Origin of the sequence: Stenotrophomonas sp. LC732 (assembly GCF_052446685.1) — a bacterium.
In the GTDB taxonomy this organism is placed as follows: domain Bacteria; phylum Pseudomonadota; class Gammaproteobacteria; order Xanthomonadales; family Xanthomonadaceae; genus Stenotrophomonas; species Stenotrophomonas muris.
On sequence record NZ_CP199214.1, the window covers coordinates 1668569 to 1680595 of the forward strand.

Annotated in this window: 10 protein-coding genes; 6 read left to right on the forward strand and 4 right to left on the reverse strand. The window is 66.3% G+C overall.

Features of this window, described 5'->3' with window-relative positions; all coding sequences use genetic code 11:
- The first annotated feature begins 94 nt into the window (after nucleotides 1–94).
- The 3 genes from ACT6SE_RS08155 (at nucleotide 95) to ACT6SE_RS08165 (ending at nucleotide 5482) form a co-directional block, all read left to right on the forward strand.
- Nucleotides 95–3265, forward strand: a complete 3171-nt coding sequence (locus ACT6SE_RS08155) for an efflux RND transporter permease subunit (protein WP_014646788.1) — start codon at nucleotides 95–97, stop codon at nucleotides 3263–3265.
- A 64-nt stretch (nucleotides 3266–3329) separates the two neighbouring features.
- On the forward strand, nucleotides 3330–4067 hold the full coding sequence (locus ACT6SE_RS08160; RefSeq protein ID WP_014646789.1) for an SDR family oxidoreductase: 738 nt from the start codon (nucleotides 3330–3332) through the stop codon (nucleotides 4065–4067).
- On the forward strand, nucleotides 4061–5482 hold the full coding sequence (locus ACT6SE_RS08165; protein ID WP_088375443.1) for an efflux transporter outer membrane subunit: 1422 nt from the start codon (nucleotides 4061–4063) through the stop codon (nucleotides 5480–5482). The genes ACT6SE_RS08160 and ACT6SE_RS08165 overlap by 7 nt, the downstream gene beginning before the upstream one ends.
- Nucleotides 5483–5522: 40 nt before the next feature.
- Here ACT6SE_RS08165 and ACT6SE_RS08170 read toward each other — a convergent pair whose 3' ends face one another.
- Nucleotides 5523–5900 (reverse strand): VOC family protein, encoded by a 378-nt coding sequence (locus ACT6SE_RS08170; protein WP_014646791.1) that lies wholly within the window; start codon nucleotides 5898–5900, stop codon nucleotides 5523–5525.
- A 140-nt stretch (nucleotides 5901–6040) separates the two neighbouring features.
- On the opposite strand from ACT6SE_RS08170, the gene ACT6SE_RS08175 reads away from it, so the two are divergent.
- Entirely contained in the window at nucleotides 6041–6304 is a 264-nt protein-coding gene (locus tag ACT6SE_RS08175) for a hypothetical protein (protein ID WP_032959134.1), read from the forward strand.
- A gap of 19 nt (nucleotides 6305–6323) precedes the next feature.
- Here the strand turns inward: ACT6SE_RS08175 and ACT6SE_RS08180 are convergent, their stop codons facing one another.
- Complete coding sequence (locus tag ACT6SE_RS08180) at nucleotides 6324–7181, reverse strand: endonuclease/exonuclease/phosphatase family protein (protein WP_032959133.1); 858 nt, start codon at nucleotides 7179–7181, stop codon at nucleotides 6324–6326.
- A gap of 400 nt (nucleotides 7182–7581) precedes the next feature.
- On the opposite strand from ACT6SE_RS08180, the gene ACT6SE_RS08185 reads away from it, so the two are divergent.
- Nucleotides 7582–8808, forward strand: a complete 1227-nt coding sequence (locus ACT6SE_RS08185) for a cytochrome P450 (RefSeq protein WP_014646794.1) — start codon at nucleotides 7582–7584, stop codon at nucleotides 8806–8808.
- A gap of 20 nt (nucleotides 8809–8828) precedes the next feature.
- On the opposite strand, the gene ACT6SE_RS08190 is transcribed toward ACT6SE_RS08185, so the two are convergent.
- Complete coding sequence (locus tag ACT6SE_RS08190) at nucleotides 8829–9533, reverse strand: PA1136 family autoinducer-binding transcriptional regulator (RefSeq protein ID WP_014646795.1); 705 nt, start codon at nucleotides 9531–9533, stop codon at nucleotides 8829–8831.
- A gap of 4 nt (nucleotides 9534–9537) precedes the next feature.
- Nucleotides 9538–10410 (reverse strand): glyoxalase III HchA, encoded by an 873-nt coding sequence (hchA, locus tag ACT6SE_RS08195; protein ID WP_014646796.1) that lies wholly within the window; start codon nucleotides 10408–10410, stop codon nucleotides 9538–9540.
- A gap of 379 nt (nucleotides 10411–10789) precedes the next feature.
- Here hchA and ACT6SE_RS08200 point away from each other — a divergent pair, with 379 nt between their 5' ends.
- The gene (locus tag ACT6SE_RS08200) at nucleotides 10790–12013 is read left to right on the forward strand and encodes a cytochrome P450 (protein WP_046430025.1); all 1224 of its coding nucleotides are present in this window, start codon (nucleotides 10790–10792) and stop codon (nucleotides 12011–12013) included.
- The last annotated feature ends 14 nt before the right edge of the window (nucleotides 12014–12027 follow it).

Sequence of the window (12027 nt, forward strand, 5' to 3'; positions counted from 1 at the left end):
TGCCGGCGCCAGCGGCAGCCTTCCCTGCCTTCGTCATCCCGGCGAGGGGCAGGGTGGCTGTTGCCCGCCGGACGCCTTTCCCAGGAATTCCTCCATGGACTTTTCCCGTTTCTTCATCGACAGGCCGATCTTCGCGGCGGTGCTGTCGATCGTGATCTTCGCCGCAGGCCTGATCACGATTCCAATCCTGCCGATCAGCGAGTACCCCGAAGTGGTGCCGCCGTCGGTGGTCGTGCGCACGGTGTATCCGGGCGCCAACCCCAAGGTCATTGCCGAGACCGTCGCCACGCCGCTTGAAGAAGCGATCAACGGCGTCGAAGGCATGATGTACCTGAAGTCGGTTGCCGGCTCGGACGGCGTGCTGCAGATGACCGTCACCTTCCGCCCCGGTACCGATCCGGACGCGGCGGCGGTGAAGGTGCAGAACCGCGTGGCGCAGGCGCAGGCGCGCCTGCCCGAGGACGTGCGCCGGCAGGGCGTGACTACGCAGAAGCAGTCGCCAACCTTCCTGATGGTGGTGCACCTGACCTCGCCGCAAGGCAAGTACGACACCCTGTACCTGCGCAACTACGCCCGCCTGCACGTCAAGGATGCGCTGGCGCGTATTCCGGGCGTGGGTGACGCGCAGATCTTCGGTGGCGGCGACTACGCCATGCGTGCCTGGCTGGACCCGGACAAGGTGGCTTCGCGTGGCCTGACCGCCAGCGACGTGGTGCGTGCCATGCGCGAGCAGAACGTGCAAGTTTCGGCGGGCCAGCTCGGCGCCGAACCGTTGCCGAACAGCCAGTTCCTGACCCTGATCAACGCCCAGGGCCGCCTGAAGAGCGAAAAGGAATTCGGCGACATCGTGCTCAAGAGCGGCACCGATGGCGAGATCGTGCGCCTGGCCGACGTGGCCCGCCTTGAACTGGGTGCCGGTGACTACACCCTGCGCTCGCAGCTGGATGGCAAGAACGCGGTCGGTATCGGTATCTTCCAGTCGCCCGGTGCGAATGCGCTGGAGATTCGTGACCAGGTCATCTCGACGATGGACGAGATGCAGAAGACCATGCCGGCCGACGTGAAGTACGAAGCGGTGTATGACACCACCATCTTCGTGCGCGACTCGATCAAGGCCGTGGTCTCCACGCTGCTGGAAGCCATCGCCCTGGTGGTGCTGGTGGTGATCCTGTTCCTGCAGACCTGGCGTGCCTCGATCATCCCGTTGATCGCGGTGCCGGTGTCGGTGGTGGGTACCTTCGCCGCGCTGTACCTGCTGGGCTTCTCGATCAACACGCTGAGCCTGTTCGGCCTGGTGCTGGCGATCGGCATCGTGGTCGACGACGCGATCGTGGTGGTGGAGAACGTCGAGCGCAACATCGAGGAAGGCCTGTCACCCACCGCTGCGGCCCACCAGGCCATGCGTGAAGTGTCCGGCCCGATCGTGGCGATCGCGCTGGTGCTGTGTGCCGTGTTTGTGCCGATGGCCTTCCTGTCCGGCGTCACCGGCCAGTTCTACAAGCAGTTCGCAGTCACCATCGCCATCTCCACGGTGATCTCGGCGATCAACTCGCTGACCCTGTCGCCGGCCCTGGCCGCGCGTCTGCTGAAAGCCCATGGTGCTCCGAAGGATGCGCCGAGCCGCCTGATCGACCGCCTGTTCGGCTGGGTGTTCCGTCCGTTCAACCGCTTCTTCAAGTCCAGCTCGGAGAAGTACGAGCGTGGCGTAGCCCGCATCCTCGGCCGTCGTGGCGCGGTGTTCGTGGTCTACGCGATCCTGCTGGTCGGTACCGGCGTGATCTTCAAGCTGGTGCCGCCGGGCTTCATCCCGACCCAGGACAAGCTGTACCTGATCGCCGGTGTAAAGCTGCCGGAAGGTTCGTCGATCGCGCGCACCGATGAAATGCTGCGCAAGGTCGCCAAGATCGCCCAGGAAACCGATGGCGTGGCCCACACCATCTCGTTCCCGGGTCTGAACGCGCTGCAGTTCACCAACACGCCGAACACCGGTGTGGCGTTCATCCCGCTCAAGCCGTTCGCCGAGCGCCATGGCCGCACCGCCGCACAGATCAATGCCGAGATCAACCAGAAGATCGCCGGCCTGCAGGAAGGCTTCGCGTTCGCGATGATGCCGCCGCCGATCCTCGGCCTGGGCAACGGCAACGGCTACCAGATGTTCATCGAGGACCGTGGCAACCTGGGTTACGGCGCGCTGCAGAACGCGGTGCAGGCAATGCAGGGCACCGTTGCGCAGACGCCGGGCATGGCCTTCCCGATCAGCAGCTACCAGGCCAACGTGCCGCAGCTGGATGCCGAAGTGGACCGCGTCAAGGCCAAGGCGCAGGGCGTGCAGCTCACCGAGCTGTTCGACACCCTGCAGACCTACCTCGGTTCGGCCTACGTCAACGACTTCAACCAGTTCGGCCGTACCTGGCAGGTGATCGCCCAAGCCGACGGTCCGTTCCGCGAGACGGTCGAGGACATCGGCAAGCTGCGTACCCGCAACGACCGCGGCGAGATGGTGCCGATCGGTTCGATGGTCACCATCAAGCAGACCTTCGGCCCGGACCCGGTGCTGCGCTTCAATGGCTATCCGGCAGCAGACCTGGCCGGTGAGGCCGACCCGCGCCTGCTGTCCTCGGCCGAGGCGATGAACAAGCTGACCGAGATCGCCGGCAAGGTGCTGCCGGTGGGCATGACCACCGAATGGACCGACCTGAGCTACCAGCAGGCGACCCAGGGCAAGGCGGCCTTCATCGTGTTCCCGGTGGCGATCATGCTGGCCTTCCTGGTGCTGGCCGCGCTGTACGAGAGCTGGTCGCTGCCGCTGGCGGTGATCCTGATCGTGCCGATGACCCTGCTGTCCGCGCTGTTCGGCGTGTGGCTGACCGGTGGCGACAACAACGTGTTCGTGCAGGTCGGCCTGGTGGTGCTGATGGGCCTGGCGTGCAAGAACGCGATCCTGATCGTCGAATTCGCCAGAGAGCTGGAGATGGGCGGCAAGGGCATCGTTGAAGCCGCGCTGGAAGCCTGCCGCCTGCGTCTGCGCCCGATCGTGATGACCTCCATCGCCTTCATCGCCGGTACCGTGCCGCTGGTGCTGTCGCACGGCGCGGGTGCCGAGGTGCGCTCGGTGACCGGTATCACCGTGTTCGCCGGCATGCTGGGCGTGACCCTGTTCGGCCTGTTCCTCACCCCGGTGTTCTACGTGGCCCTGCGCAAGTTCGTCACCCGCAACGGCGGTGGCCAGCTGGTGCAGCACGGCGAGCCGACCATCCACCACTGACATGGAACCCCGTCGCCGCCGGTCACTGGCCGGCGGCGGCTTTCCCCTCACAAGGCATGCATCCATGAATACCCATCAGAACAAGATCGCGCTGGTCACCGGCGCCACCCGTGGCATCGGCCTGGAAACCGTGCGCCAGCTGGCCCAGGCAGGTGTGCATACGCTGCTGGCCGGTCGCAAGCGCGATACGGCGGTGGAGCTGGCACTGAAGCTGCAGGCTGAAGGCCTGCCGGTCGAAGCCCTGCAACTGGACGTGACCGACGCGGCCAGCATCGCCGAAGCGGTCGAGCAGGTGCGCCAGCGTCACGGCCGCCTCGACATCCTGGTCAACAATGCCGGCATCATGATCGAGAACCCGGCGCAGGCGCCGTCGGAGCAGTCGCTCGACACCTGGAAGCGTACCTTCGACACCAACGTGTATGCGCTGGTCGCAGTAACCCAGGCATTCCTGCCGCTTGTCAAGCAGGCCAAGTCCGGGCGCATCGTCAACGTGTCGAGCATGCTCGGCTCGCAGACCCTGCACGCGGATCCCTCATCGGGCATCTACGACTTCAAGATTCCCGCCTACAACGCGTCCAAGGCCGCGGTGAACAGTTGGACCCTGAGCCTGGCCTACGAGCTGCGCAACACCCCGATCAAGGTCAATACCGTGCATCCGGGTTACGTGAAGACCGACATGAACGGCGGCAACGGCGAAATCGAAATCGCCGAAGGCGCGCGCTCCAGCGTGCAGATGGCGCTGATCGGCGAATCCGGTGCCAGCGGCAGCTTCACCTACCTGGGCGAGGTGCTGCCATGGTGATCCGCACGTTGGCGATGGCCGTCTCCAGCCTGGTGCTGGCAGGCTGTGTCAGCGTCGGCCCGAACTACAAGGCCCCGGTGCAGGAACCGGTGGTCCTGCAGAGCGCACAGCAGCCGGTCTTCAGCACCGTTTCGCCGGTGGCCAGCTGGTGGGCGCAGTTCGATGATCCGGTGCTGGAACAGCTGGTGCATGGCGCCCTGTCGGACAACCTGGACCTGCGCGTGGCCGTGGCCCGCGTCAGCCAGGCCCGCGCGGTGTTCGTCGAAAGCCGTTTCGACCAGGCGCCGCACATCACCGCTGGCGGCAGCTACGACCGCCGCAAGCAACCCGATCCGCAGCTGGGTGGGCAGCGGGTGTTCAGTGAAAGCTACCAGCTCGGCTTCGACGCCGGCTGGGAGCTGGATCTGTTCGGCCGCAAGCGCCGTGCCGCTGAGGCCGCACGCGCCGACCTCGGTGCCGAGCAGGCCAACCTGGCCGATGCGCAGGTACTGGTCGCCGCCGAAGTGGCACGCAATTACTTCGAGCTGCGCGGAACGCAGAAGCGCATCGCGGTGGCCCAGCACACGCTGGAAAACCTGCGCGATACGCAGAAGCTGACCGAGGCGCGCTGGGAACTGGGCGCGGGAAGCGAGCTGGATGTGCAGAGCAGCCGCGCCCGCCTGAAGGCGATCGAGGCCGACATCCCGTTGCTGGAAGTGGCCGAGGCGCAGTCGCGCAACCGGCTGGCCGTGCTGCTCGGCCAGCGCCCGGAAGTGCTGACCGACATGCTCGCGCCGCACGACGTGCCGGCCTTCGCCAAGGCGCTGCCGCTGGGCGATACCCGCGAACTGCTGCGCCAGCGCGCCGACGTGCGCGCGGCCGAGCGTCGCCTGGCGGCTGCGACCGCACGCGTGGGCGTGGCCACCGCGGACCTGTTCCCGCGGTTGTCGCTGTCCGGCTTCGTCGGGTTCCTCGGCGGCGATGCCAGTGGCCTGGTCAATGGCAACAACAAGGCCTGGTCGCTGACCCCGTCGCTGAGCTGGGCAGCATTCGACTTCGGTACCGTGCGTGCACGCCTGCGTGCCAGCAAGGCTGAAGCCGAAGGCGTGGCCGCGCAGTACGAGCAGGCCGTGCTGCTGGCGCTGGAAGATACCGAGAACGCGCTGACCCGCTATTCCAAGCAGCAGGCACGGCTGGCGATCGTGGTCGAGCAGGCACAGGCCGCACGGCGTGCCGAATCACTGGCACAGATCCGCTATCGCGAAGGCTCGGAAGACTTCCTGACCCTGCTGGATGCGCAGCGCACGCAGCTGGCGGCCGATGACGCCCTGGCGGCGGCCGAGTCCGAAGTCAATGTCAGCGTGGTGGGCGTGTACAAGGCGCTGGGCGGCTGGGGGCAATCACCGCAGCAACCGAGCGTGGCGCAGGTGCAGTAACCGCAGGGGACGGAGGCAGTGCTTCCGTCCCCTCCTGCTTTCAGGGCCACTGATTGGCAGGCACCTCGCGCTCGCGCATGCGCACGATGCAGAAGCGATGGCCGGTCGGTGCTTCCATCACCCACCAGCGTTTGACGAAGCCTATCCGGCGCGCGCCGAGCTTCTCCAGGCGGTCGGCCTCGGCATCGATGTCGTCGCTCTCGATGTCCAGGTGCACCCGTGACGGGTGATCGACCCGCTGGACTTCCACGTTCAAGCCCGCCGGTGCACCCAGCAGGTCTGCATACTCGGCGCCCCCTTCGACACGCGCCGCCTGTGCCTGCAGGCCGAGCGCGGCGGCCCAGAAGCCGGCACCTGCGTCGGCGGGAAGGTCCTGGCAGTCGATGATGAATCCAGCCAGCCGGCTCTGGTGGGCCATGTCCTGCTCCGCAGTTCGGGGGAGGAGGCAGGGTAACGCGATGCGTTCCGCGTACATCTTCACCTTCGTGACGTTTCTGACTCTGCCGGAATGCCGGCCCGACGTGTAACAAGTGGGTCAGGCACTCGGGAGGACAGGCGATGGCGGATGGAAGGCGGGATACCCAACGGATGTTGTTCGGCGATCCGGGTCCACCCGGTGCGGGTCTGTCAGTGGCGGTCGTGGTGCTGCTGGTGCTGGCGACGATGGCGGCGGCGGTCGGTTTCCTGCGCCTGCAGGATTCGATGTTGGGGCTGGGCCTGATTGGCGTGGCCGTGTTCCTGGCGATCGGGGCCCGCATCTGCCAGGCGCGCGACCAGCATCAGGCGCTGTATCGCCTGCTGTCGCGGCAGCCACCGCCGTAGCGGCGGCTGCCGTGGCTGCTCAGTGCCTGGGCCAGTCCAGTTCGACCACCAGCGGGAAATGATCCGATGGCAGCACGCCACCGATGCGGCGGTCATCGGTCAGGAAGCTGCGCGCATGGAAGCCGCGCACCAGGACCCAGTCCAGCTGCACGGTGGCCTTGCCGGTAAAATCGTGGAAGGTCAGCCGCGGGCCCTGCGGAGCCTTCACCTGGGTACGGGTGTCCTGCAGCACGCGGGTGAATGCCTTGTAGGTGTCGCCGCCGGGTTCGCTGTTGAAGTCGCCGGTCAGCACGACGGGCAGATCGGCCGGCAGGTTGGCCACGCGCTTGCCGATCAGTTCGGCACCCTTGACCCGCCGCGGCTCGTCTTCGTCGCGGTAGGGCAGGTGGGTGTTCATGAAGTAGAAGCGGCGGCCGTCGTCGATGCGGCGGAACAGCGCCCAGGTGACCATGCGTGGGTACAGGTTGCCCCAGGTGATGCTGCCGGGCACATCGGGCGTATCGGACAACCAGAAGTTGCCTGATTCCTCGATCGCCAGCACCTTGCTGTCGTAGAACACGCCCATGTGCTCGTCGCCGCTGCCGCCGCGGCGGCCCTCGCCGAACCAACGGTAGCCGGGGAGGTGTCCTGCCAGGTACTCGGCCTGCTCCTGCACCAGTTCCTGGGTGCCGATCACCGCCGGGTGCGCATCGAGGATGACCTTCACCATCGCGTCGCGACGGTCGGGCCAGCGCTTGCCCGGCTCGGTATCAGCCGGGGTGCGCACATTGAACGACATCACCTTCAACGGCGCGGGGGCTGCGGCCCAGGCGCTGGTCGCAGGCAGGGCAAGCGCCAGCAGCGCAGACAGTACAGGGCGACGGAAACGCGACAACATCGTGGAATCCCTCCATTCCATGAAAACGGTTTCATGGAGCATCGCACGGATTGCCTGTTCATGGCTGTGCGCGCGCTGGCGGTATCCGCCGGTCGCCGCGGCGTATTCAGCAGGGCCTTGACAGCGCATTGACCCGCCCGCGCGGGCCTGCGTGCTAGAACGGCGCTGCCGGCCACTGAACCCGGCACCGCAGCAACCATCCACGGAACCACAAGGAGCTGTGCCATGACACGATTGATTCGCGCCCTGCAGGTGTCGCTGAACCTGCGTTCGGACAATTCCACGCAGTGCATCCGTTCCAAGTATCGCTACTGGAATATCTTCTGACCGGAAGGACTCCACGTATTCGATGACATCGCCAGGGAGGGTCGATGATCTTCCCTGGCATTGGAGGCAGGGCATGGATGAGCGTGCAGCGGATGCGGAAGTGGTTTCCATCGACGACCTGCTCGAACGCGTGCGTCGCGAAGGGCCGGTACTGCGCTTCAACAATGATGTCGTCGGCATCTTTGATCCGGCCCTGGCGGTCAGGATCGACAAGGCCAACACCGACCAGCACACCGTACCGGATTCACTGATTGATTTTCTCGGGCTGCGCAGTGGCAGGGACCCTGTTGCGTGGCGCGAGGTGCGGGCGTTGCTGAGCGAGCAGGCCGGGCGGCTGGCCAGTCCCGGCCACATGCGCGACCTCTACACGCGCATGCACGGCTTCCTTGCCCAGCGCGCGGACAGGCCGCATGACCTCAGCGAACTGAGCTGGTGGACGATCTCGCAGTCGCTGTTGCCGATGCTGATCGACGGCCTCAGTCGATCCGACGTCGATGCGCTCATCGGTGAGCAGAAGACCCGATACAACGCCATCGTGCTGCAGAACTTCTCATTCTGGCGGCGGATCATCGACTTCCATCTTTCCCGCCGCGCGGCGCGCACGGTGTCGCGGCACATCCGGCGTCGTGCGCGCCAGACCGTGCCGCGCGAGGACTTCCTGCAATCCCTGCTGCCGCTGGTGCAGCGGGTCGGGGTGGATCGCGTGGCCTATCTGGTGTCGATGGTGCTGGCCGGCATGTCGGGCCTGCCGGGCATCACGGCGGCCAGCCTGCTGTACGCGATGTACCGATTTCCGCACTGGCAGGCGCGTATCCGCGAGGAAACCTCGGCGCTGAGCCTGGAGCAGTTGTATGCGCTGCCGATCAAGTCGCTGCCGTGCACGTCGCGTTTCGTCAAGGAAACCCTGCGGCTGTGGCCGGGACTGTTCGCCCTGCATCGTCCGGCCTCGCACGATATCGATATCGAGGGCGTGTGCATCCGCAAGGGCGGGGCATACGAGTTGTCGTCCTACTTCCAGCATCATTCGCCGGAGTACTGGCAGAACCCGGACAGCTTCGATCCTGATCGCTGGTTGCCGGAGCGACGCCAGGCCAACAAGGGCGCCTACGTGCCCTTCGGATTTTCCTCGCGGGCCTGCATCGGCAGTGCGGTCGGCCACGCGCAGCTGCTGCTGTTCTGCGCATTGGTGACCCGCGATTTCGAGTTGACGGTGCAGGATGAGCCCACGCCGTGGATGCAGCTGGAAGGCTTTGCCATTCCGGTCGATTTCATCGGTACGCTGACGCCGCGGCACGCCTGACAGCATCTGTACTGCCTGGCTCAGTCTTCAATCTCGCCACGGCGGCCTGCCGCGCGCACCGCCTGCGCGGTGGTGGCCACGCCGAGCCGTTGTCGCGCTCGCCGCAGGTGGTTCTCCACCGTGCGTGCAGACAGCCCCAGCGTGGCCGCGATCTCCGCCTGGCGCCGTCCAGCGGCGACCCAGCGCAGCACCTCGCGTTCGCGTGCGCTCAACGCGCCTGCGCGAACATCCGCGGGCGCCTCGGCGAGCTGGCGCGCCGCACGGAAGGCTGACGTTCCGACCATTTCCAGCAGCAGGCGCGCGCTGGCGGATGCATCAATCGAGGTGCCGGCGAAACTGACCGCACCCTCCAGGCCGGTCGGGCCGAACACCGGAACCTGTAATCCATGCAGGCCATCGCCGCGCGGCTGCTTCACCACCTGATAGCGTTCGCCGCGCACCCCCTGGCGCTTGCTCCAGAAGAACGGCGCATTGCTGTCCAGTACATGGCGGTTGACCGGGCAGGCATGCAGGTAGCGGGCAAGTCCGGTATCGCTGCCGTCGCCGAACCAGTCACCCTCGATCCAGTACACGCGCTGCGCGTCGCGTTCCAGCCCGGTCCCGGTGGCAAACACCAGCAGTCGATCGTAGCCCAGGGGTGAGGCGGCGGCGCGCAGCACGCCGCCCACCGCGGGCAGTGACCGCGCCTGTTCCAGTTCCAGCAGCGCGGGCACCAGCGCAGGCATGTGCTCAGCGCCCCGCCAGTGCATCGAGCAGCGTACGCGCGGCCAGCTTGCCCAACGCGTTGCCGGCCAGCGGACTGTCGCCGGTCAGCAGCAGGCGATCCTGCAGCACGCTGCCATCAACCCCCTCGTTGACGATCTGCACGCCCTGCTGCGCCAGGCGTTCACCGAAGAACCAACGCAGCTGCCCCGGCATGTAGCCGATCTCCGGTGTCTGCCGGTCCATTGCGTCGGGGAAGGCGCAGATGCGGTAACCACGGAACAGCGAGCCACCGTCGGCTTCGTCGACGCCCGCCGCCAGCAGCGCCGCCGGGCCATGGCAGAGCGTGATGATGTGGCGCTGCCCGGCCATGGCCCACTGCAGCGTGGCCTTCACCGCCGCGCTCTCCGGCAGGCCGATCAGTGCGCCGTGGCCACCGGGAATGAAGATGGCGGCATAGTCCGAATCGGCTCCCAGGCCGGCCACCACCTCATCCAGCTGCAACGGCTGGCGGAAGCGCGCCTCATAGCGTTCGTACAGGGCGCCGATCTCGCGGTCCTCGCGCGGGAAGGCCCACCACTCGAACTTCACGGCGTTGCCGGACAGCGTCGCCACGTCGATGTCGAAGCCGGCCTTGTCCAGGTGGTACATCGGCAGCAGGGTTTCCACCGGGTGGTTGCCGGTGGAGAACAGGTGGCCATTGGCGGTCGGCAGATAACGCTCGTCGGCGGCGATCATCAGCACCTTCCAGCGGCCATCGCGGCGTGCATCCGGATAGTCGGCCCCGGACAGGTCGCTCTTGGGCGAGGTGAACTGCGAAAGCGAGTACGGCGACGGGAAGAAGGCATCGCGCTCGGCCGGATCGGGGCTGGGCTGGCGGCTGGGCTCTTGCGTGTTCATGCGGACCTCCGTTGGGGGAAAGTGAGCCCAGCATAGGAGGCCGCGTGCGCAGGCGCGATGAGGGATTCCCCTCAATGGACCACCACCCGGATGCTGCATCGCGCCACCGGCCCGGTTGGACAGCGGGATTATGTCGTGTTATCTAGCCGGTGCCGGGATAATCCCGGCATAACCACACAGCAAGCAAAGGAATGAAAATGAAAAGATTCGCCCGAGCATTGCGCGTCACTCTGAATATCCATCCGAACGAGAAGAGCAGTGTGTGGAATACCTGGCCGCTCTGGGTCGAGTTCTGATCCTGCGGGGCAACCCCGCGATTGAGCGGTAGCAAGACGAAGGGACTCGTCTTTCGAGTCCCTTCCTGCCGGAGACGCACTGCATGCAAGGGATGTCGAATGAAGGCAGCGCCATTGCTGCCGAGCGCCTGGCTGCGCGGGTGGAGCGCGAAGGACCGGTGCTGAAACTGGAAACCGGCGGTATCGGGGTGTTCTGCCCAGAGCTGGCCGGCAAGGTCGACAAGGAGAATTCCGAGCACCTGTTCGTGGTCGAGTCGCTGGCCGACCTGTTCCGCCGGCACGAACGCGTGCGCTGGACCGAAGTGCGCAGCCTGATCGCGACCCGCAGTGCTGAGCTTACCGGAGCGCAGACCCTGGAGGCGCTGCAGTCGCGCATGCGGCAGGCGTTGGACGCACTGTGCGGGCGCGAGCTGGATGCCACGCCAGCCGTGTGGAAGGTGATGGCGCATCCGCTGGTGCCACTGGTGATCGATGGGCTCGACGCGCGCGGCACCGCGGCCATCGAACGCGCCCTGCATCTGCGCTACACCACCCAGGTCGAGCAGGTCATCCATCGGCGTCATCTGCTGCGCAACTTCCTCATCGGTCGTGGCGAATCGCGGGCGATCGCCGCCGAACTCAGGCGCCGGGTCCGCAGCGGACGTTCGGCGCTGGACTATGCACAGTCATTGTTGACCCTTCGCGAGCGCATCGGCCTGGACAAGGTCACCTACCTGGTCACCGTGCAGCTGATCGCCATTTCCGGGGTGCCCGGCATGATGGCCGCCTGCCTGCTGCTGGCGATGCAGATGCATCCACACTGGCGCCAGCGCATCGAGGAGGAATTCGCGCCGCTCTCGGATGCGGAGATCCATCTGCTGCCGATGGCCAGGATTCCCTGCACGATGCGCTTCCTGAAGGAAGTGATGCGGCTGTATTCCACGCCCTTCAACAACCGTCGGGTGGCCGCCTGCGATCTGCAGGTGGAAGGGCAGGCCATCGCCGAGGGCACGGTGTTCGAGCTGAGCTCGTTCATCCAGCATCGCTCGGCGAAATACTGGGATGACCCGCTGCAGTTCGATCCCGATCGCTGGCTGCCCGAGCGGCGCAAGCGCACCGCCGGCATCTATGTGCCTTATGGCTTCCCCACGCGCTCGTGCGTGGGGTCGGCGGTGGGCAACGCGCAACTGGTACTGCTGTGTGCGCTGCTGGCGCGCGAATTCCGTTTCACCCCCAGCGCCGACTACCGGCCCGAGGTGCGCATGGAAGGCTTCGCGATTCCCGCGGCGCTGCACGGCACGTTCTCGCGCCATGAGGCCGGTGCCTGATCTGCAGGGGCGGG

Bases quoted from the DNA above. Each gene is read 5' to 3' on its own strand.
- ACT6SE_RS08155 (WP_014646788.1), top strand. From the start codon at position 95: ATGGACTTTTCCCGTTTCTTCATCGACAGGCCGATCTTCGCGGCGGTG.
- hchA (WP_014646796.1), bottom strand. From the start codon at position 10,410: ATGAACACGCAAGAGCCCAGCCGCCAGCCCAGCCCCGATCCGGCCGAG.
- ACT6SE_RS08200 (WP_046430025.1), top strand. From the start codon at position 10,790: ATGCAAGGGATGTCGAATGAAGGCAGCGCCATTGCTGCCGAGCGCCTG.
- ACT6SE_RS08165 (WP_088375443.1), top strand. From the start codon at position 4,061: ATGGTGATCCGCACGTTGGCGATGGCCGTCTCCAGCCTGGTGCTGGCA.
- ACT6SE_RS08180 (WP_032959133.1), bottom strand. From the start codon at position 7,181: ATGTTGTCGCGTTTCCGTCGCCCTGTACTGTCTGCGCTGCTGGCGCTT.
- ACT6SE_RS08175 (WP_032959134.1), top strand. From the start codon at position 6,041: ATGGCGGATGGAAGGCGGGATACCCAACGGATGTTGTTCGGCGATCCG.
- ACT6SE_RS08170 (WP_014646791.1), bottom strand. From the start codon at position 5,900: ATGGCCCACCAGAGCCGGCTGGCTGGATTCATCATCGACTGCCAGGAC.
- ACT6SE_RS08185 (WP_014646794.1), top strand. From the start codon at position 7,582: ATGGATGAGCGTGCAGCGGATGCGGAAGTGGTTTCCATCGACGACCTG.
- ACT6SE_RS08190 (WP_014646795.1), bottom strand. From the start codon at position 9,533: ATGCCTGCGCTGGTGCCCGCGCTGCTGGAACTGGAACAGGCGCGGTCA.
- ACT6SE_RS08160 (WP_014646789.1), top strand. From the start codon at position 3,330: ATGAATACCCATCAGAACAAGATCGCGCTGGTCACCGGCGCCACCCGT.